Annotated in this window: 21 protein-coding genes; 10 read left to right on the top strand and 11 right to left on the bottom strand. The window is 66.9% G+C overall.

Translation table 11 applies throughout. The features are described 5' to 3' along the window. Positions 1 to 96: 96 nt before the first annotated feature. The 4 genes from H7J93_RS08600 to sdhC are packed head-to-tail and all read right to left on the bottom strand — an operon-like array spanning position 97 to position 3,541. The gene (locus tag H7J93_RS08600) at positions 97 to 876 is read right to left on the bottom strand and encodes a succinate dehydrogenase iron-sulfur subunit (RefSeq protein WP_267305841.1); all 780 of its coding nucleotides are present in this window, start codon (positions 874 to 876) and stop codon (positions 97 to 99) included. A gap of 1 nt (position 877) precedes the next feature. After that, complete coding sequence (sdhA, locus tag H7J93_RS08595) at positions 878 to 2,632, bottom strand: succinate dehydrogenase flavoprotein subunit (RefSeq protein WP_267305840.1); 1,755 nt, start codon at positions 2,630 to 2,632, stop codon at positions 878 to 880. A 10-nt stretch (positions 2,633 to 2,642) separates the two neighbouring features. Then, a complete protein-coding gene (locus H7J93_RS08590; RefSeq protein WP_267305967.1) occupies positions 2,643 to 3,062 on the bottom strand; it encodes a succinate dehydrogenase hydrophobic membrane anchor subunit in 420 nt (139 codons plus the stop codon). Positions 3,063 to 3,118: 56 nt separating this feature from the next. Beyond that, positions 3,119 to 3,541 (bottom strand): succinate dehydrogenase, cytochrome b556 subunit, encoded by a 423-nt coding sequence (sdhC, locus tag H7J93_RS08585; protein ID WP_267305839.1) that lies wholly within the window; start codon positions 3,539 to 3,541, stop codon positions 3,119 to 3,121. A 240-nt stretch (positions 3,542 to 3,781) separates the two neighbouring features. Here sdhC and H7J93_RS08580 point away from each other — a divergent pair, with 240 nt between their 5' ends. Genes H7J93_RS08580 through H7J93_RS08565 form a run of 4 tightly spaced genes read left to right on the top strand, consistent with a single transcriptional unit; the run spans position 3,782 to position 6,999 of the window. After that, positions 3,782 to 4,204, top strand: coding sequence for a cytidine deaminase (locus H7J93_RS08580; protein ID WP_267305838.1), 423 nt, complete (start codon positions 3,782 to 3,784; stop codon positions 4,202 to 4,204). A 4-nt stretch (positions 4,205 to 4,208) separates the two neighbouring features. After that, on the top strand, positions 4,209 to 5,516 hold the full coding sequence (locus H7J93_RS08575) for a thymidine phosphorylase (protein ID WP_267305837.1): 1,308 nt from the start codon (positions 4,209 to 4,211) through the stop codon (positions 5,514 to 5,516). 1 nt (position 5,517) lies between these two features. Next, entirely contained in the window at positions 5,518 to 6,618 is a 1,101-nt protein-coding gene (locus tag H7J93_RS08570; RefSeq protein ID WP_267305836.1) for an adenosine deaminase, read from the top strand. Between the two features lie 33 nt (positions 6,619 to 6,651). Continuing rightward, positions 6,652 to 6,999, top strand: coding sequence for a VOC family protein (locus H7J93_RS08565; protein ID WP_267305835.1), 348 nt, complete (start codon positions 6,652 to 6,654; stop codon positions 6,997 to 6,999). Between the two features lie 2 nt (positions 7,000 to 7,001). On the opposite strand, the gene satS is transcribed toward H7J93_RS08565, so the two are convergent. Then, complete coding sequence (gene satS / locus H7J93_RS08560) at positions 7,002 to 8,267, bottom strand: protein export chaperone SatS (protein WP_267305834.1); 1,266 nt, start codon at positions 8,265 to 8,267, stop codon at positions 7,002 to 7,004. Between the two features lie 209 nt (positions 8,268 to 8,476). Here satS and H7J93_RS08555 point away from each other — a divergent pair, with 209 nt between their 5' ends. Then, entirely contained in the window at positions 8,477 to 9,790 is a 1,314-nt protein-coding gene (locus tag H7J93_RS08555) for an FNR domain-containing protein (RefSeq protein ID WP_267305833.1), read from the top strand. Here the strand turns inward: H7J93_RS08555 and H7J93_RS08550 are convergent, their stop codons facing one another. Together H7J93_RS08550 and H7J93_RS08545 are read right to left on the bottom strand one after the other, a co-directional pair. Next, on the bottom strand, positions 9,791 to 10,879 hold the full coding sequence (locus tag H7J93_RS08550; RefSeq protein WP_267305832.1) for a C40 family peptidase: 1,089 nt from the start codon (positions 10,877 to 10,879) through the stop codon (positions 9,791 to 9,793). A 2-nt stretch (positions 10,880 to 10,881) separates the two neighbouring features. Then, positions 10,882 to 11,172: a hypothetical protein gene (locus tag H7J93_RS08545; protein WP_267305831.1), complete on the bottom strand. Its 291-nt coding sequence runs from the start codon at positions 11,170 to 11,172 to the stop codon at positions 10,882 to 10,884. Between the two features lie 115 nt (positions 11,173 to 11,287). On the opposite strand from H7J93_RS08545, the gene upp reads away from it, so the two are divergent. Further along, a complete protein-coding gene (gene upp / locus H7J93_RS08540; protein ID WP_267305830.1) occupies positions 11,288 to 11,911 on the top strand; it encodes a uracil phosphoribosyltransferase in 624 nt (207 codons plus the stop codon). 9 nt (positions 11,912 to 11,920) lie between these two features. On the opposite strand, the gene H7J93_RS08535 is transcribed toward upp, so the two are convergent. Together H7J93_RS08535 and H7J93_RS08530 are read right to left on the bottom strand one after the other, a co-directional pair. Next, a complete protein-coding gene (locus H7J93_RS08535; protein ID WP_267305829.1) occupies positions 11,921 to 13,561 on the bottom strand; it encodes a phospho-sugar mutase in 1,641 nt (546 codons plus the stop codon). A 29-nt stretch (positions 13,562 to 13,590) separates the two neighbouring features. Beyond that, the gene (locus H7J93_RS08530; RefSeq protein WP_267305828.1) at positions 13,591 to 14,037 is read right to left on the bottom strand and encodes a MarR family winged helix-turn-helix transcriptional regulator; all 447 of its coding nucleotides are present in this window, start codon (positions 14,035 to 14,037) and stop codon (positions 13,591 to 13,593) included. A gap of 87 nt (positions 14,038 to 14,124) precedes the next feature. On the opposite strand from H7J93_RS08530, the gene H7J93_RS08525 reads away from it, so the two are divergent. After that, positions 14,125 to 15,243 (top strand): AbrB family transcriptional regulator, encoded by a 1,119-nt coding sequence (locus H7J93_RS08525; protein ID WP_267305827.1) that lies wholly within the window; start codon positions 14,125 to 14,127, stop codon positions 15,241 to 15,243. Here H7J93_RS08525 and H7J93_RS08520 read toward each other — a convergent pair. Then, positions 15,189 to 15,983 carry a purine-nucleoside phosphorylase gene (locus H7J93_RS08520; RefSeq protein ID WP_267305826.1) on the bottom strand — a complete coding sequence of 265 codons (795 nt, stop codon included), beginning with the start codon at positions 15,981 to 15,983 and terminating at the stop codon, positions 15,189 to 15,191. The two genes, H7J93_RS08525 and H7J93_RS08520, sit on opposite strands and share 55 nt — an antisense overlap. 63 nt (positions 15,984 to 16,046) lie before the next feature. On the opposite strand from H7J93_RS08520, the gene H7J93_RS08515 reads away from it, so the two are divergent. The 3 genes from H7J93_RS08515 to H7J93_RS08505 all read left to right on the top strand — a co-directional run bounded on the left by H7J93_RS08515 (position 16,047) and on the right by H7J93_RS08505 (position 19,368). Beyond that, complete coding sequence (locus tag H7J93_RS08515; protein WP_267305825.1) at positions 16,047 to 17,228, top strand: M20 family metallopeptidase; 1,182 nt, start codon at positions 16,047 to 16,049, stop codon at positions 17,226 to 17,228. After that, a complete protein-coding gene (locus H7J93_RS08510; RefSeq protein ID WP_267305824.1) occupies positions 17,225 to 18,394 on the top strand; it encodes a M20 family metallopeptidase in 1,170 nt (389 codons plus the stop codon). The genes H7J93_RS08515 and H7J93_RS08510 overlap by 4 nt, the downstream gene beginning before the upstream one ends. A gap of 143 nt (positions 18,395 to 18,537) precedes the next feature. Beyond that, complete coding sequence (locus H7J93_RS08505; protein WP_267305823.1) at positions 18,538 to 19,368, top strand: type IV toxin-antitoxin system AbiEi family antitoxin; 831 nt, start codon at positions 18,538 to 18,540, stop codon at positions 19,366 to 19,368. Here the strand turns inward: H7J93_RS08505 and H7J93_RS08500 are convergent. After that, positions 19,365 to 20,090 (bottom strand): TetR/AcrR family transcriptional regulator, encoded by a 726-nt coding sequence (locus H7J93_RS08500; protein WP_267305822.1) that lies wholly within the window; start codon positions 20,088 to 20,090, stop codon positions 19,365 to 19,367. The genes H7J93_RS08505 and H7J93_RS08500 overlap by 4 nt on opposite strands. Positions 20,091 to 20,158 lie beyond the last annotated feature (68 nt).

Here is a 20,158-nt window from a genome sequence, read left to right as displayed (position 1 = left end):
TCGTTAGACGGCGCAAGCCCGTCGATGTGTGACAGCAAGTGTGTGATTTCGGCGTGTTAAGTCTCGCTGAGCGTGACCCAGCACGCCGAAATCGCTCTAACGCGCGAACATCAGCGCGCGCTTGACCTCCTGGATCGCCTGCGTCACCTGGATGCCGCGCGGGCACGATTCGGTGCAGTTGAACGTCGTGCGGCAGCGCCACACCCCGTCGACCTCATTGAGGATGTCCAGTCGTTCGGCGGCGCCCTCGTCGCGGCTGTCGAAGATGAAGCGGTGCGCGTTGACGATCGCGGCGGGACCGAAGTAGCTGCCCTCGCTCCAGTACACCGGGCAGCTGGTGGTGCAGCATGCGCACAGGATGCACTTGGTGGTGTCGTCGTAGCGGTGGCGGTCGGTCTGGCTCTGGATGCGTTCGCGCGTCGGCTCGTTGCCCGTCGTGATCAGGTACGGCTTGATCGCGCGGTAGGCGTCGAAGAACGGCTCCATGTTCACCACGAGGTCCTTCTCGACGGGCAGACCGCGAATCGGCTCGATGGTGATGGTCAGCTGCTTGCCAGGCTTCTTGGGCAGCAGGTCGCGCATCAGCACCTTGCAGGCCAGGCGGTTGACGCCGTTGATCCGCATCGCGTCCGAGCCGCACACGCCGTGCGCACATGAGCGCCGGAACGTCAGCGTGCCGTCCAGATACCACTTCACGTAGTGCAGCAGGTTGAGCAGCCGGTCCGACGGCAGGCACGGCACCTGGAAGCTCTGCCAGCCCGCGCTGTCGGGATCCTCCGGGTTGAACCGCGCGATCTTCAACGTCACCATCACCGCGCCCTCGGGCACCGGTGGCAGTTCGGGGTCCTTCGTCGAGACCTCGGGAGCGATCGTCATGTCAGTACTTCCGTTCCATCGGCTCATAACGCGTCTGCACCACCGGCTTGTAGTCCAGCCGGATGTCGGAGAGCAGCTCCGTGCCTTCCTTGTAGGCCATGGTGTGGCGCATGTAGTTCGTGTCGTCGCGGTTCGGGTAGTCCTCGCGGGCATGGCCGCCGCGAGATTCCTTGCGGTTGAGTGCACCGACGACGGTCACCTCGGCCAACTCCAGCAGGAAGCCCAGCTCGATCGCCTCGAGCAGATCGCTGTTGTAGCGTTTGCCCTTGTCGTGCACCGTGATTCGCGAGTACCGCTCCTTCAGTGCGTGGATATCGGTCAGCGCCTGCTTCAACGTCTCCTCGGTGCGGAACACCGCGGCGTTGTTGTCCATCGACTGCTGCAGCGCGCCGCGGATGTCGGCGACCCGCTCGTTACCGTGCTCGGACAGGATGTCGCCGACCCAGCCGACCACCATGCCCGCCGGATCCGGTGGCAGGTCGACGTGGTCGTGGCCCAACGCGTAGTTGGCCGCCGCGATGCCTGCTCGCCGCCCGAACACGTTGATGTCCAGCAGCGAGTTGGTGCCCAGCCGGTTCGCGCCGTGCACCGAAACGCATGCGCATTCGCCGGCCGCGTAGAGGCCAGGCAGCGGAGTGACGTTGTCGCGCAACACCTGTCCACTCACCGTCGTCGGGATGCCACCCATCACGTAGTGGCATGTCGGGTAGACCGGCACGAGCTCTTTGACGGGGTCGACGCCCAGGTAGGTGCGGGCGAACTCGGTGATGTCGGGCAGCTTGGCCTCGAGGACGTCCTCGCCGAGGTGGCGCACGTCGATGTAGACGTAGTCCTTGTTCGGTCCGGCGCCGCGGCCCTCGAGCACCTCGAGCACCATCGAGCGGGCGACGATGTCGCGCGGCGCCAGGTCGACGATCGTCGGGGCATAGCGCTCCATGAACCGCTCGCCGTCGCCGTTGAGCAGCCGGCCGCCCTCACCGCGTACGGCCTCGGAGATGAGGATGCCCAGGCCCGCCAGGCCCGTCGGATGGAACTGGTGAAACTCCATGTCCTCCAACGGAAGTCCCTTGCGGAACACGATGCCCAGGCCGTCGCCGGTCAGGGTGTGCGCATTGGAGGTGGTCTTGTACATCCGGCCCGACCCGCCGGTGGCGAACACGATCGACTTGGCGTGGAAGACGTGGATGTCGCCGGTGGCGAGCTCGTAGGCGATGACGCCGGTGGCGACCGGACCGGACTGCGTCTCGGTGATCGCGATGTCGAGTGCGTAGAACTCGTTGAAGAACTCGACGTCATGCTTGACGCAGTTTTGGTACAGCGTCTGCAGGATCATGTGGCCGGTGCGGTCGGCGGCATAGCACGCGCGGCGCACGGGTGCCTTGCCGTGATCGCGGGTGTGGCCGCCGAACCGGCGCTGGTCGATGCGTCCCTCCGGGGTCCGGTTGAACGGCATGCCCATCTTCTCGAGGTCAAGCACCGCGTCGATGGCTTCCTTGCACATGATCTCGACGGCGTCCTGGTCGGCGAGGTAGTCGCCGCCCTTGACGGTGTCGAAGGTGTGCCACTCCCAGTTGTCCTCTTCGACGTTGGCCAGTGCCGCGCACATGCCGCCCTGCGCCGCGCCGGTGTGGCTGCGGGTCGGGTACAGCTTGGTCAGCACCGCCGTGCGGGCCCGGGGGCCGGCCTCGACCGCGGCCCGCATTCCCGCGCCGCCTGCGCCGACGATGACGACGTCGTAGCGATGTTCCTGGATCATGTAGGGCCCCCTAGGAGATGCTCGCGTCGAAGGTGACCAGCACGTAGCTTCCCAACACGAGCGTGAAGCCGGTCGCCAGCAACAACAGCGAGTTCAGGTAGAACTTCGTGACGTTCTTGCGCGCGTAGTCGCCGATGATCGTCCGCATGCCGTTGGCGCCGTGGATCATCGCCAGCCACAGCAGCGCCATGTCCCAGATCTGCCAGAACGGCGACGCCCAGCGTTGCGCCACATAGTTGAAGTCGATGCGATACACCCCGCCATCCCAGATCAACATGATGAAGAGGTGGCCGAGCGCCAGGAACACCAGAGCGACGCCCGAGAACCGCATGAACAGCCACGCGTACTTCTCGAAGTAGGGGATACCGCGCGGACGCCGCGGCGCACGGGGATGGTCGAGGCTGGCCGGACGGTCGTGCTCCTTCTCCATCACCGGGGCGATGCGGCCCTCCTTGTGATGCGGAGTCCAGGCTCCTGCCGGCCCGGTCACAGGAACCGCTCCACCATGTGCATCCCGATCACGCCGAGCGCGGGGATGAAGACCGCCAGGAAGATGCCGATGACGACCCACAACATCTGTTTCTGATATTTCGGGCCCTTCTGCCAGAAGTCGATGAGGATCACCCGGATGCCATTGAGGGCGTGATAGAGCACGGCGACCACGAGGCCGATCTCCATCAGACCGACGATCGGGGTCTTGTAGGTCTCGATGACCTCGTTGTATGCCTGCGGGCTGACCCGCACCAGCGCTGTGTCCAGCACGTGCACGAACAGGAAGAAGAAGATGGTGGCGCCGGTGATGCGATGCAGCACCCAGGACCACATTCCGGGGTCACCGCGATAAAGGGTGCGTCTGCGCGACGGTTCGGGTCGCGGAGCCGGCACCGTCGCGCTCCCTGCAGTACTCATTTGGCCTCCAACGCCTTCGGTGGACGCTCGGGGCGGGGGTCCCACAGGCTCGCAATCAGACCGGTCGTGGACCACTGCCCCAAACCTCGGGGCGACTCTAATCCCAGTTGTACTGCTAAACGAACTACCGTTTGACCGTCGGTGCACGCAGAATGGCCAAAATTAGGGTTACCTTCCTCACGTGGCCGGCGGTGCGACGGGAGTTCGGAATGCATTCAGAGTCGAGTGGGCGAGGGTGAAATGACATCCGAAATCGACTGGAAGATGTTGCGGCACAGGGCAACTGAAGCAACAGTGCATGCGTATGCCCCCTATTCGGGCTTCGCGGTCGGAGCGGCGGCGCTGGTCGACGATCATCGGATCGTTTCGGGCTGCAATGTGGAGAATGTCTCATATGGTCTTGGTCTCTGTGCCGAGTGTTCAGTGGTCTGCGCCCTGCATTCCGGTGGTGGTGGCAGGCTGATTGCGCTGTCGTGCGTGGACGCCGCCGGGGAGATCTTGATGCCATGCGGGCGGTGTAGACAGGTCCTGCTGGAGCACGGCGGTGCGGAAATGCTGATCGATCATCCGTTGGGGCCGCGCACGCTGGGCGAGCTGCTGCCCGATGCGTTCGGGCCGCAGGACCTGGCCCGCCGGGAGATCCCGCACGAAGAAGTACCGTAATCCCGTGATGCAGTTCACATTCGACGCTCCAACCATCATTCGGACCAAGCGCGACGGTGGGGTGCTGTCCGACGAGGCGATCGACTGGGTGATCGACGGCTACACCCATGGCCGGGTGGCCGACGAGCAGATGTCGGCACTGCTGATGGCGATCTTCCTGCGCGGCATGACCAAGGCCGAGATCGTGCGCTGGACGACGGCGATGGTGAACTCCGGCGAGCGGATGGACTTTACAGATCTGCGCCGCGATGGAAAGCCACTGGCGTTGGTGGACAAGCATTCCACGGGCGGGGTCGGCGACAAGATCACCATCCCGTTGGTCCCGGTCGTCATGGCGTGCGGAGGTGCGGTGCCCCAGGCGGCGGGCCGCGGGCTCGGCCACACCGGCGGCACCCTCGACAAGCTGGAATCCATTCCCGGTTTCACCGCTGAGCTGTCCAAAGCCCAGATTCGCCAACAGCTTTGCGATCTTGGTGCGGCGATCTTCGCCGCTGGCGAGTTGGCACCCGCCGACCGGAAAATCTATGCGCTCCGGGACGTCACCGGCACCACCGAGTCGCTGCCGCTGATCGCGAGCTCGGTCATGAGCAAGAAGATCGCCGAAGGCGCCAAGGCGCTGGTGCTCGATTGCAAGGTGGGCTCTGGTGCGTTCCTGGCCACCGAGGCCGAGTCCCGTGAGCTGGCCCGCACAATGGTCGAACTCGGCGCCGCGGAAGGGCTGATGACCCGCGCCCTGCTCACCGATATGGAAACACCGCTGGGCCGAACGGTGGGCAACGCCGTCGAGGTCGCCGAGTCGCTGGAGGTGCTGGCCGGGGGCGGCCCCGCAGACGTGGTGGAACTGACGCTGGCGTTGGCGACCGAGATGCTCGATGCGGCGGGCGTCGACGGCACCGATCCCGCGCAGACGTTGAAAGACGGCACAGCGATGGACCGATTCCGCGAGCTCGTCAGCGCCCAGGGCGGCGACCTCGACCACCCGCTGCCGATCGGCGCCCACGCCGAGACCGTCACCGCCCCGCGAAGTGGCACGATGGAAAGCATCGATGCGATGTCGGTTGGTCTTGCAGTGTGGCGGCTTGGTGCGGGCCGCTCCGTCCCAGGTGGACGCGTGCAGTCCGGCGCCGGCCTGCGCATCCACCGTCGCCCCGGCGAGCCCGTCGCCGCCGGTGAGCCGTTGTTCACCCTGTACACCGAGACGCCGGAGCGTTTCCAGGCGGCACTGGCCGAACTGGACGGCGCCTTCAGCATCGGTGACGAGCCGCCGCAGCAGCGGCCGCTGATCATCGATCGGATCACGAGCGGAGATTGACATGGCGCCTTCTGGTTCACTGCCGCTGACGTTGGAGAACATCCGGCAGGCCCCCAAGGCGCTGTTGCACGACCACCTCGACGGCGGATTGCGGCCGGCCACCGTACTGGAGCTCGCCGAGGCGACCGGCTATGGCGATCTGCCCGCCACCGACGTCGACGAACTCGCGTCGTTCTTTCGCACCGCGGCCCACAGCGGATCGCTGGTGCGCTATCTGGAGCCGTTCGCCCACACCGTCGGGGTGATGCAGACACCCGAGTCCCTGCACCGGGTGGCCTACGAATGCGTCGAGGACCTGGCGGCCGACAACGTGGTGTACGCCGAAATCCGGTTCGCACCCGAACTGCACATCGACGGCGGCCTGTCGCTGGACGCGGTTGTCGAGGCCGTGCTGGCGGGGTTCGCCGATGGGGAGAAGGCCGCCAACGCCGAGGGCCGCTTCATCGTGGTGCGATGCCTGGTCACGGCGATGCGGCATCAGGCGCGGTCACAGGAAATCGCCGAGCTGGCAATCCGATTCCGCGACCGCGGCGTGGTCGGATTCGACATCGCGGGCGCGGAGGCCGGCTACCCGCCGACCCGTCACCTCGATGCGTTCGAATACATGCGCGACAACAATGCCCGGTTCACCATTCACGCGGGGGAGGCCTTCGGGCTGCCGTCCATCCACGAGGCCATCGCCTTCTGCGGCGCGGACCGCCTCGGTCACGGTGTGCGCATCGTCGACGACATCACCGTCAGCGAGGACGGGGAGGCGAAGCTGGGTCGGCTGGCCGCGTTGTTGCGGGACAAGCGGATTCCCTTCGAGCTGTGTCCTTCGTCGAACGTGCAGACCGGAGCGGTAGCCAGCATCGCCGAGCATCCGTTCGACCTACTCGCCCGGCTGCGGTTCCGGGTCACCGTCAACACCGACAACCGGTTGATGAGCGATACGACGATGAGCGACGAGATGTGGCGCCTCGTCGAGGCCTTCGGCTACGGCTGGAGTGACCTGCAGCGGTTCACGATCAACGCGATGAAGTCGGCCTTCATCTCGTTCGACGAGCGACTGGCCATCATCGACGACGTGATCAAGCCACGCTTCGCTGTCCTCATCGGCTGACGTCGGCCTCGGTGCGCCGGTACCGTGACGTTCGTGATTACCGGGGCCCACGTCATCATCTACAGCAGCGACGCCGACGCCGACCGCGCCTTCTTCCGGGACGTGCTCGGCTATCCGCACGTCGACGCGGGCGGTGGCTGGTTGATCTTCAAACTGCCGCCCGCCGAGGTGGCCGTGCATCCGACCGAAGGTGCGGGGTCACACGAGCTGTACCTGATGTGCGACGACGTCAACGCCACCATCGATGAGCTCAACGCGAAGGGCGTGACGTGCGGTCCGGTCAGTGACGAGGGCTGGGGCCTGCTGACGAGTATCAGGCTCCCCGGCGGAGGGGACCTCGGCCTCTACGAGCCGCGTCACCCGAAAGCGACTGAGCTCTAACGTTATTCGGGCCGCAACCTGGATTCGACGAAGGCCTCCAACGCCTCCCACTGCTCGACGGCCTTGGCGTACGGCGGCGTCGGGCGGCGCACCTTGTCGGGATCGAGCACATACGCGACGATCCTGCCCAGCGGCTGGTCGGCGTCCAGGGATTCCTCGACGATGGTGTCCTCGGCGTAATCGCCGACGTCCCTGAGCAATTCGACCGCCAGGTCGAGCTGGTCACGGTCGATCGCGTCGGGTCCCTCCGCGAGGTAGTCGACGATCTCGGTGAGTACGTACACGTTTTCGTCGGTGACGTTGACGCGGAGTGACCCGTCGTTGGCCGCCGTGCGGATGTCGTCGTAGGTGGCGAGGTTGGAGATGTCGTGGTCGTGCTCGTCGGCCAGGTATCGCGCGAGCGCCCGTTCGGATCCGAACACGCTGATCCGGCCGTTGCGGCCCAGGAAGACCGGCTGATCATCGAGATAGCACCGCAGGGTGTAGTACGTGCCACCGGTGGTCATGATCCGCACCGGGTCGATGCCGACCTTGACCCAGAAGTCGTCGTCGCTGCCGAGCACCGCGCCGCCGGCGTGATCCTCGAGCTCGTCGGTCTCCTCGACGTCGCCGGCGTCCTCGTCGCTCTCCTCGAGCTCCTCGACGATCTCCTCTTCCTCGGGTTCCGGCGGATCTTCGGCCAGTTCCTCGGCGGCCTTCTTCGACGCGGCCTCGTCGACGTCGGGGGTGGTGACCAGTTCATCGATGGCGTCGACGACGTTGTCCCAGCTGCGGGCGATCGCCGTCTCGATCTCGGCCCAACGCTTGCGGCCGGCCCGGCCGCTGAACGCGGCGATGCCGCCGCCCAGCTGGGCCAGTCCCGGGTTGCCGTTGAAGAACTTGCTGATGGCGGGCAGCTCGCAAACCGATCCGATGGACGACGTGATGGCCAGCGCCCGGTGCAGTTGGGTCACCGTCTCCTCGCTGGGCTTTTCCGCCGCCAGCTCCGGAGCGCCGACGATGTCGTACTGCCGCTCCTCGGTGGGGTCGAGGCGGTGCGCGTTGGCCTGCGTCAGCTTTTCCCAGGCGGGATGGTCGGTCAGGTCGTTGTCTGTGTTGGTCCTGACGAATGCGACCAGGTCGGCCACGGTTTCGAAGACATAGAGGTCATCGTCCTTTCCGAGGAACGCCTCCCACTCGTCGCCCTCATCACGCCACCGCGGCGCCCAAAGCGTGTAGAGGTCGCCCTTGGTCAGCCCAAGCCGGATCGGCACGATGTCAGCAGCCATGGCGCACAGAATAGCCATCGACCTTGCCGGTCAGGTCGGCAGCGCGGGTGGGCGCGCTGATCTTGGCTCCAAGGATTTGTTGAGAATCCGCCAAGCAGGCCCCGAGATTCTGGTGTTCGCCGCCAGGGTCCACTCACCGATTAGGGGTCGTTACAAGGATGTCAGCCGCGCTACTCGTCAGGCCCGACGTCGGCTGCGACAGTCCGGGCATGGCGCCACGCCTGCCGCTGGTCCGGCGGATCCCCAAGCATCCGCGAGCGATGCATTACAACCGCCTGGCCGCGGGCGTGATGGCGGTGAACCTCGGTTGGGCTGTCTACGGTGCCACCGACGCGAACTGGTGGACATCGGACGGCACCGATCTGAGCGCCATCGCTCTCACCGCGCAAACGAATCTCGCTGCCGCGGTGATCTTTCGGCAGCAGTACATACTCAATGCGTTGGCATGGCTGGTGACCCGGCCGCCCACGTCGTGGCCGCTGCGCGTGCGGTGGGCGCTCGGAAAGTACTACCGCTTCGGCGGTTTGCACGTCGGCACCGCACTTGCCGGCACGCTCTGGTATCTGGCGCTCGTGGTGTCGATGGTCCGCGACGCCGTCACCGGTGTCGGCGCGGCGTCGCACGCACACATGATCCTTGGCGCGACCATCGCCACCACCTTCACGGTGATGGTCGTGATGGCGCTGCCTCGGCTGCGCGCCGCGCAACACGACCGTTTCGAGGTGACCCACCGGTTCTGCGGCTGGGTGGCGCTGGTGCTGGTGTGGCTCAACACGATGCTGTTCGTCAACACCCACCGAGGCGATGAGTGGTTCGGCTCGGCGCTCCTGACCGCGCCGTCGTTCTGGCTGGTCGTGCTGAGCGTGGCGCTCGCCCTCTGGCCGTGGCTGCTGTTGCGCCGTGTACCGATCACCTACGAGCGCCCGTCGTCGCACGCCGTGATCCTGCGTCTCGAGCACGGCGTAGTGCCTGCTGTGGGCACCACCCGCCCGATCAGCCGTCGTCGCTTCGTGGGGTGGCACCACTTCGCCAACGTCCCCGCACCCGCGGGAGACAACGGTTACCGGATGCTGGTCTCGCGCGCCGGCGACTGGACGTCTGCTCTTGTGGACGAACCGCCGACACATGTGTGGGTGCGCGGGATCCCGGCCGTCGGCGTGGCCAACGTGCGCCGGCTGTTCACCAAGGTCGTGTTGGTCGCCACCGGCAGCGGCATCGGGCCGGTGCTGGGCCACCTCCTCGACACGACGGTTCCGTCCCGGCTGGTGTGGGTGACGAAGAATCCGCGCCGCACCTACGGCGATGCGTTCGTCGACGAAATCGAGGCTGCCCAACCCGACGCGCTGATCTGGGACACCGATGAACGGGGCAAGCCCGACGTGCTGCAACTGGCCTATGCCGCATACGTCGAATCCGGCGCCGAAGCCGTCATCTGCGTCTCGAACCGGACCGTCACCTGGTCGGTGGTGCACGGCCTAGAGGAGCGCGGCATTCCGGCCTTCGGCCCGATCTGGGATTCCTGATCATTCCGTGGGCCGCCAGAATCCTTGAAACCCCTGACTCGCGTTGTCGGTTCGGATCGGCGACAATTTCACCGGATCACCCGCCTCGATCATGGTGCCGTTTCCGACGATCATCGCGACATGGCCGTCCCACACCGCGAGGTCGCCCGGCCGAAGATCACCGGCCGACACACGGGCACCGACGTCCTGTTCCTGCGCCAGTCGCGGAAGGTTCAGTCCTGCTTCGGAATACGCCCACTGCGTGAGTCCGCTGCAGTCCAGGCCGACCCCCGGTGTGGTGCCGCCCCAGTCATACGGCACTCCCAACTGGGTCAGGGCGTGCCGGACGGCGCTGGCTGCCACCGCATTCGGTGCGGTGACCGTGCTGCCGTCGGGAAGTCGGATGGCGACCCCGTCGCCGAACGTGGCCGCTTCAGGCGACGATGCGGTGGCGTCCGGCTTCAACAGTTCCGCGAGGCCACCGAAACCCGACGTCGACGATTCGTTTGGCATCGGCTTGATCGGTGCACCGCCACCCATCGACCCCATCGATGGCATCGCAGAGGACCCGACCCCGGCGGGCGCGGTCGTAGCGGGTGGCGGTGTGGCGGCTGCGGGGTGGGCGAGTGTCGTGGTGTGCCCGTCCAGCTCAGCCTCGAGTTCCTCCACGACGGCGACGGCCTCGGCCAGCGCGCGTTGCGCCTCGGCCCGCAGCGCGGCGGCTGCCTCCGGTGAGTCCAGGAACGGCTCCAGCGCTGCTGCGCGCGCGTCGAAGCTGGCGACGATCTCGGCCAACCGGGCGTGCGCCCGCGCCACCGCGGCACCAGCAGCCCGCGCCGCGCCGGTCATCTGATCGGTGTTCTCGGCGAGCCGGTCGATGGCCTCAGCCGTTCTGACAATGAAGTCGGCGGCCCCGTCGGCGCCCGCGCCGGTCCAGCTCGTTCTTGCCCATGACCCCCTGGTGGCCGCCGCGATGTCGGTAAGCGCGTCACGCGCGCGGGCCAGCGACGCCGCTGGACCACCGAAGGGATCGTCGGTCCACCCGGGGCCCACCATCGACTGGACAGCTCTCAGCGGCGCCGCCAGCGATGCGACCAGGGCGCTGGTCACGGCTAGATGCCCGTGATGCGCGTACCGGCGCCGCTGTCGACCGACTCGTATGCCGACGCCACGGCATGCGCCGTCGCATCGGATCCCGAGAGCAGGGCGCTCAGCGCGAGCACCGCACGGGATCCATCGGCAGCGGCGTCAGCCAACGCGGACAGGAACCGGGCGCCGACGGGGCCGAGCGACGATCCCGCAACCGGGAGTGCCGCGAGGGTGGTGGCGATGTGGGCGAGCTCGTCGGCACGAGTCGAATTGGCGGATCCCAGCGCGCGGATGGCATCGGTATCGGCGAACATGCGGTTAGGACGGCGCGCGCACCGCGCCGGTTCCATCGATGCTTGCCCCTGGGCCGGCGGCGCGAAGTCGCGAGGTCGTGTGCCACGCCGCACCGGTTCCACTAGTGTGCGGCCCATGGATGTGCGCGTCGTGGATCATCCCCTTGCCGCGGCGCGGCTAACCACGCTGCGCGATGCGGCCACCGACAACGCCGCGTTTCGGGCCGCCCTACGAGACCTGACGCTCATGCTGGTCTACGAAGCCACCCGCGACGCCGCCACCGAAGCGATCAGTGTCCGCACGCCGCTGACAGAGACGACGGGCTACCGACTGGCCAATCCGCCGCTGCTGGTGCCCGTGCTACGTGCCGGCCTCGGCATGGTCGACCAGGCGCACGCGTTGATCCCCGAGGCGCGGGTCGGCTTCGTGGGCGTCGCCCGCGACGAGGAAACACATCAGCCCACACCGTATTTGGAGTCGCTGCCTGACGATCTGAGCACCCAACCGGTTATCGTCCTGGACCCGATGCTCGCGACCGGCGGCTCGATGGCCCACACCATCAAACTGCTGCAAGCCCGCAATGTCGTTGACGTGACGGCGATCTGCGTGGTCGTCGCCCCCGAGGGCCTCGCCGCGCTGGAAGCGGTAGCCCCGAACATGCGCCTCTACACGGCGACCATCGACGAAGGGCTCAACGACGTCGCTTACATCGTGCCGGGGCTGGGCGACGCGGGGGACCGCCAGTTCGGGCCGCGCTAGGGTCTCCCGTCACCACCGCTGCGCGTGCTCTTTGAGCGTCGTCTGCAGCGTCGCGGCGCGCGTCCGCGTCTCAACCAGATCGCTCACATCGCTGCACCGAACTTCGATGTAGGACTTGACTTTCGGCTCTGTGCCCGAGGGCCGCACAACCACCCGGATCGTTGTTTCGCCGTCGCCGCCCGACATCACGACCGCGTCCGTGCGCAGCGGACCCGACGCATCCCGCAGATCGGTGACCGTGACGTCGAAGCCGGCGAGCGAATCCGGCGGAGCTGTGCGAATGCGGCGCATCAGCGCCTCCGCCTCGTCGACATCTGCGACCTGTCGCGATACCGCGGTCGTGGTGTGCACGCCGTGGCGGCGGGCGAGATCATCGAGCGCATCGAGCAGCGTGTGGCCGTGCTGGCGCAGCGCTACAACGAGATCGCAGACCAGGATCGTGGCGCTGATGCCGTCCTTGTCGCGCACCGACGCCGGATCGACGCAGTGGCCGATCGCCTCTTCGTAGGCATAGACCAGCGTGCACGCCGGTAGGTCGACGTCTGCGCGCGCCAGCCATTTGAACCCGGTGAGCGTCTCGACGTGGCGCGCACCGTGTTCACGTGCGATCGATGCCAGCATCCGCGACGAGACCAGCGAACTCGCTACCACCGTGGCAGCCATGACCGGGCCGGGTTCGATCTGGGAGAGTATGTAATCGCCCAGTACCCAACCGGTTTCGTCGCCGGAAAGCATCCGCCAGCCGTCGGGCGTCGGCGTGCCGACCGCGCATCGGTCGGCATCGGGATCCAGTGCGACGGCGATGTCGGCGTCGACGTCGGAGGCCAGTTTCAGAAGCGCGTCGACGGCGCCCGGTTCTTCCGGGTTGGGTAGTGCCACCGTCGGAAAGTCGGGGTCGGGCGCGAACTGGCTTTCGACGACATGTACATCGGTGAACCCGGCGCGAACCAACGCGTCGAGGACGAACTCGCCGCCCACCCCGTGCAACGGCGTCACCGCCACCCGTACCGAGCCGTGCGTGTGGCGCACCTGCGCCGCCCGTTCGACGTAGCGCTGGACCTCGTTGACTCCGGACGGGGTGACCGCCTTTCTGGGAATCTCGTCGGCGTGCGGCGCATCGGCCATCGCCTGCTCGATCTCCCGGTCTATCGGCGGCACGATGGGATACCCGTCGCCGAAGTAGACCTTGTAGCCGTTGTCGGTCGGCGGGTTGTGCGACGCCGTGATCTGTATTCCTGCGGCCGCGCCGCCGTGGCGGACGGCGAACGCCACTACTGGTGTGGGCACGGCGGTGAACATCAACGCGACGGAAAATCCTTGAGCCGCAAGAACTTCCGCGACGGCAAGCGCGAACTCGTCCGAACCGTGCCGCGCGTCACGCCCGACCACGACATCGCGGCCGTGCAGACCGTGGTCCTTGAGCACCTTCGCGACGGCCCAGGTTGCGCGCAGCACGACCGCGAGGTTCATCCCATTCGGACCCGCGCGTAACGGGCCGCGTAGGCCGGCGGTGCCGAACGTCAGGGGGTGGGCGAATCGTTCATCGAGCTCCGTGTCGGTGCACTCGAGCAGTTCCGCGACGGTGTTCGGATCGGGATCGTGGGCGATCCATTCTTGCGCGATGCTCGAGGTCCACTCTCGCGCGGTCATCCCGTAAGTGTGCCCAGTTTTGAGTCGGCTTATGTGGAGTCGGCGTATGCGAGCTTGCGCAGCACCGGAGCGACGAGCATCACCAGGTCGAACTCGAGTTGGGACAGGTTGTCGCGCATGGTCGCATGTAGCCACGCGTCGCGTTCGGCGCGGTCGGCCTCCAGCAGTTCGGTGCCCGCGGCGGTGATCTCGATGAGCTGGCGGCGCCGGTCGACCTCGTCGGGTCGGCGCGCGATCAGTTCGCGGTCCGCCAACGCGTTGATGCTGTCGGTCAGCGACTGCACCCGGACACCCAGTCGGGATGCGAGTTCAGCGGGTGTGGTGACACCGGTACGGCTGACCTCGGCGAGCAGTTGCATCTGGCTGAGCGTCAACCCGTGGTCGGGGCGGTGCCGACGCATCTGTTGGTTGACGGCGACGATCGATTCCCGCAGCTCGGTGGCGGCCGACCTGCGACTTGACTCACCACCGTCCATATACAAGTTATACCTTGGCAATTTCTGTGTGTCACGAACATAACAGCGGGTTGCATATGAAAGTTAGTAAGGGAATACTTGGAATCAATGGTGACAAGACAGCTGCTCAGATGGTCACTGCTGGTCGCGGTGACAATCGGCGTCACCTATCCCCTCGATCTTCTCGGTGTCCCGTCGGCCGCACTGTTCGCCGCGCTGGCCGTGGGCATCGTGCTCGCCCTCTTGGCGCTGGCACCCAGTCGGATACCCCGGCCGGCCGGCGTCGCCGCGCAAGGTGTCCTCGGTGTCTACATCGGCACGATGGTTCAGGAAAACGCGCTCGATGCGCTCGCCCCGCACTGGCCGATCGTCCTCATCGTCGCGGTCGCCACACTGGCGCTGAGCGTCGTGTGCGGAGCGGTGCTCGCGATGCACCGGGACATCACCCCGTTGACGGGCTCGCTGGCATTGGTGGCAGGCGGGGCCTCCGGGTTGGTGGCGATCGCCCGTGAGCTCGGCGGCGACGACCGCGTCGTATCGGTGGTGCAGTATCTGCGCGTCGCGCTGGTGACGGCCTCGATGCCAGTGCTGGTGACGCTGATCTACCATGCCGACAGGTCGCATCCGAGTGCGACGATGCCGCAATCCGAAAGCGCCCCTTGGTATCTGAGCATCGGCATGCTCATCGCACTCGTGGTCGTCGGCGCCACCGTCGGACGGTGGATCCGGCTGCCCGGTGCTGGTCTGCTGGGACCGCTGGCGCTGACGGTCGTTCTCGAGGTGACCGGCCTGTCGTTCGGCTTGTCGGTGCCGGTGGTGCTGGTGCAGGTGGGTTACGCGGTGATCGGCTGGCAGGCCGGGCTGGCGTTCACCCGCGATTCGTTGCGCGCCGTGGGACGCATGCTGCCGACGGCCATCGGCCTCATCGTCGTGCTCAGCATCGCGACCGCCGGCTTGGGCGTCCTGCTTTCGCGCGTCGCGGGGGTGAGCCTGCTGGATGGCTACCTGGCGACCAGTCCCGGCGGCGTCTACGCCGTGCTGGCCACCGCTGTCGAGACGGGGTCCGACGTCACCTTCATCATCGCCGCGCAGGTGGTGCGGATTCTGCTGATGCTGTTCGCCGCTCCGCTGCTGGCCCACAGCATGGTGTGGCTGAGCAGACGGCTTGCTCCTCAGAGCCGGGAGATCACCCCGGCGAGCAGGGAACCCATCTGCGTCGCGGACTGACGCCCCGCCTCCAACACCTCGTCGTGGCTCAACGGCTGCCCTGTGATCCCCGCGGCGAGGTTGGTCACCAGCGACATCGCCAGCACCTGCGCCCCCGCGGCACGCGCGGCGATGGTCTCGGGCACGGTCGACATGCCCACGAGATCCGCGCCCAGCGTGCGCAGCATCCGAATCTCGGCCGGCGTCTCGTACTGCGGTCCGTTCAGTCCGGCGTACACGCCCTCGGTAAGCGATGGATCGATCTCGCGAGCGACGGCCCGCAGCCGCGGAGAGTAAGCGTCGACCATGTCCACGAATTGGGCGCCGATCAGCGGCGACCGGCCTGTCAGGTTCAGGTGGTCGCTGATCAGCACTGGCTGGCCGACGGCGAAGTCCTCGCGAAGGCTGCCCGCGGCGTTGGTCAGCACGACCGTGCGCACACCGGCGGCGCACGCCGCCCGCACCGGGTGCACGACGTGGCGCAGGTCGTGGCCCTCGTAAGCGTGGATCCTGCCCACGAACACCAGGACCCGCCGGTCACCGTGGTGCACCGACAGCAGCTGGCCGCGATGTCCTTCCGCGGCCGGTGGCGTGAAGCCGGCCAGCTCCGAAATGGGTACCACCGCCACCGGGTCACCGAGTTCGTCGGCGGCGGGGGCCCAGCCTGAGCCCAGGATCACTGCGACGTCGTATTCGTCCACACCGGTCCGCTGACGGATCTCCGCCGCCGATCTCGCGGCTTCCGCATCCGGCGTCGTCACGGTGCGAAGCTTAGCCAGCAACTGGCACCGACCGTCGTCCTGATGCAGTGAGATACTTCGAGGATGCCCACCGTCACCGCGTCGAGTTGCGTCGAGGACGCCGTCAACCGACGTCGTGGTGATCTGGTCGAGCTGTCGCACTCGATTCACGCCGAACCCGAACTCGCGTTCGCCGAACACCGCAGTTGCGCCAAGACTCAGGCGCTCGTCGCCGAGCGCGGTTTCGAGATCACCAAGGCGCCCGGCGGCCTGGACACGGCCTTCCGGGCCGACTACGGCAGCGGCCCGCTCGTCATCGGGATCTGCGCCGAGTACGACGCGCTGCCCGGGATCGGACATGCCTGCGGGCACAACGTCATCGCTGCATCGGCGGTCGGCACCGCGCTGGCGCTGGCCGAGGTGGCGGACGAGCTGGGTCTGACGGTGTCGCTGCTCGGAACCCCCGCCGAGGAGGCCGGCGGCGGAAAGGTGTTGCTGCTCAAAGCTGGAGCGTTCGACGACATCGCGGCCACCGTGATGCTTCATCCCGGCCCGCTGGACATCGCCGCTGCCCGGTCGCTGGCCCTGTCGCAGGTCGCGGTCGAGTATCGAGGTAAGGAATCACACGCTGCCGTGGCGCCGCACCTCGGTCTCAATGCGGTCGACGCGATCACCGTCGCGCAGGTCGCGATCGGACTGCTGCGCCAGCAGTTGGCGCCCGGCCAGATGATGCACGGCATCGTGACCGACGGCGGCCAGGCGACCAACATCATTCCTGGCCGCGCCGAGATGCATTACACGATGAGGGCCAACGACAAGGCCTCCCTGCGCGACCTCGAGAAGCGCATGTCGGACTGCTTCCTCGCGGGGGCGGTGGCCTCCGGTTGCGACTACGCGGTCTCCGAGACCGAGCCGCCGTACGACGAGCTCACGCCCGACTCCTGGCTGGCCGAGGCGTTCCGCGACGAGATGACGCGCGTCGGCCGGTCACCCGTTCCCGCCGAAGTCGAAGCGGCATTTCCGCTGGGCAGCACCGACATGGGCAACGTCACCCAGTTCATGCCCGGTATCCATCCGATCGTGGGGATCGACGCAGGTGACGCGTCGGTGCATCAGCCGGCGTTCGCCGAGGCTGCCGCCAAGCCGGGCGCGGACAAGGCCGTGGTCGAGGGTGCGATCATGCTCGCTCGTACGGTGGTCAAGCTGGCCGAGACACCGGCCGAACGCGACCGGGTGCTGGAGCTGAAGGCGAGGCGGGCGTCATGACGCTGCACGACGCCACCGAATTGTGGCTGGATGCCCACTATCCCGATCTGGTCGCGTGGCGGCGCCACCTGCATACCCACCCCGAGCTGGGCCGTCAGGAGTTCGCCACCACACAGTTCGTCGCCTCGCATCTGGCCGATGCGGGCCTCAACCCCAAGGTGCTGCCGGGCGGTACCGGACTGACGTGTGATGTCGGCCCGGAACACGGGCCGAAGATCGCGCTGCGCGCCGATATGGATGCGCTGCCGATGGCCGAACGCACCGGCGCGCCGTATGCCTCGGTGGTGCCCAACGTCGCGCACGCCTGTGGTCACGACGCGCACACCTCGATCCTGTTGGGCACCGCCCTGACGTTGGCGTCCGTCCCGGAACTGCCGGTCGGCGTGCGCCTGATCTTCCAGGCCGCCGAGGAGTTGATGCCGGGTGGCGCGATCGACGCCATCGCGGCGGGCGCGCTGACGGGGGTGTCGCGCATCTTCGCGCTGCACTGCGACCCGCGGCTGGCGGTGGGCAAGATCGCGGTCCGCCCCGGCCCGATCACCTCGGCGGCCGATCAGCTCGAGGTGACACTGCATTCGCCGGGTGGGCACACCTCGCGTCCGCACCTGACCGGAGACCTGGTCTACGGCATCGGCACGTTGATCACCGGCGTGCCCGGGATCCTGTCCCGCCGGATCGATCCGCGCAACAGCACGGTGATGGTGTGGGGTGCGGTCAATTCGGGCACCGCGGCCAACGCCATCCCGCAGACCGGAACCCTGGCGGGAACCATCCGCACCGCGAGCCGCGAGACCTGGGAGACTCTCGAATCCATTGTCCGCGAAGCGATTACATCGCTGCTGTCCCCGCTGAACATCGAGCACAGCCTGCAGTACCGACGCGGGGTGCCGCCAGTGGTCAACGAGGAGATATCCACGCGCATCGTCACCCATGCGATCGAGGCAATCGGTCCTGAGGTGCTGTGCGACACCCGCCAGTCCGGCGGCGGCGAGGACTTTTCCTGGTACCTCGAGGATGTGCCGGGAGCGATGGCGCGGCTTGGAGTGTGGACTGGGCGCGGACCTCAGTTGGACCTGCACCAGCCGACGTTCGACATCGACGAACGGGCGCTTGCAGTGGGCGTCCGGTTCCTGGTGAACATCATCGACCAGGCCGCCCAGTTCTAGGGGACGCCGGCGCCCGACGAAAGTTGCGATCGCAGCCCTATGGCCGAGATTGAACCCATGGTCGTTGTCGCGCATCCACAACCCTCTGTTCAATCTCGGTCATAGGGCTCAAAGATGTCGGTCCGTCCGGTCAGCATCACGGCATGGATGACGTCTTCATCGGTAGTGAAGCCGTGGCGAACGGAGTCCTCACGCGGGGGCGATTGCGCTCGCGTTACCGAGCCTTGTTCCCCGACGTGTACGTCGCCACGGACGCCATTCCGTCGCTGACGCTTCGCGCCGTCGGCGCTTGGCTGTGGTCACGTCGCCGCGCGGTGGTCGCGGGTACCGCGGCGGCCGCCATGCACGGCGCCCGGCCGGTGAACGAGGCCACCGCCATCGAGCTGGTCTACCGTAGCGGTCGCCCACCTCCGGGAATCCTCACCAGAAACGAGCACATCGAAGCCGATGAAATCGACGAGATAGCCGGCGTGCCCGTCACCACGCCGGCGCGCACAGCCTTCGATCTCGCCAGGCATCGCCCTCGTGACATTGCCGTCGCCAGCCTCGACGCCCTCGCCGCGGCGACCGGTATCACGGCATGCGCGGTGCAGTCATTGGTCGATCGCTATGCGCGGGCACGGCATTGGTGGCGCGCAGTCGAATCCCTGCGCCTGATGGATGGCGGCGCGCAGTCGGAGTACCAGACCATGGTTCGACTGGCACTCATCGATGCCGGCCTCCCCGCCCCGACGACGCAGTTCACTGTCACAGACGGAAAGGACGTCGCGCTCATCGCGATGGGCTACAAGGCGCCGAAGGTCGCTATTGAGTTCGGCACCGCTACACCGGAGTTCGTCGTGAAGAAGGGGTGGAAGATGATCAGTGCCACCGACTTTTGGGCAAACCCGAAAGTGGTCGCGTACCTGATGCGTGCAGAAGTGGCCGATCGTGGGTTCCCGCTGTGGAAGCTAAGCCGACTCTCGCGCGCCTAGTGGGCGTCCGAGATTCGGGGCAGCGGAACCCGCTCGCCCACTTCACCATTGGCGTCGCGTAGTGAACTGGCGGCAAGCCCTTCGCGCAACAGCCAACGAGCGAGCTCCAACGTCCGGGTGATCTCCTCATCAGAAATCCGCAATCCGTCGGGCTGCTGGCGCAAGGCGATCACGCCGTTCCACGCGCCCCACAGATAGTGGGTGAGCCGCAGTGAATCGACCGGTCGGGCCTCACCGGCGGCGATCGCATTGTCGATCTGTTCGGCGAATCGGCGAAGCAGGAGACCGACCCGGTCGCGGATGCGAGCCTCGGTCTCGTCATCACCGGACAGCTGTTGAGCGCCGGGGCTGCGATAGGCCAGGAAGTGAAAAGCGCCGGGATGGTCGAGGTGGAAGCGCAGATATGCGTCGCCTCCGGCCAGCACCCGCTGTAACGGGGTCAGCGACGGGTCCGCACTCCGTTCCATGTACTCGGTGAACAGGCCGAGTGCGCGATCGACGAGTTGCAGATACAACCCGCGTTTGCCGTCGAAGTGGCTGTAGATGGAGCCGACGGACACATCGGCGCGCTCGGCGATCTCCTCGATGCGCGCACCCTCGTAGCCTTCGCGCGCGAAGACCACTTCCGCGGCGTCCAGGATGGCCGTCCGCGTGCGTGCGCGCCGCCGACCAGTTCGGGCGGCGGCGGCCGTCGGTGCGGTCTCGAGTGGCCCGGCGGACATCCGGCAAGGATAGGCCACCAACTCAATTTACAAGTTGATTCAAAAAATGAAAGCACTTATAAAAGTGT

This window comes from Mycobacterium barrassiae (genome assembly GCF_025822765.1).
In the GTDB taxonomy this organism is placed as follows: domain Bacteria; phylum Actinomycetota; class Actinomycetes; order Mycobacteriales; family Mycobacteriaceae; genus Mycobacterium; species Mycobacterium barrassiae.
This window is presented reverse-complemented; position numbering and strand designations above follow the sequence as displayed.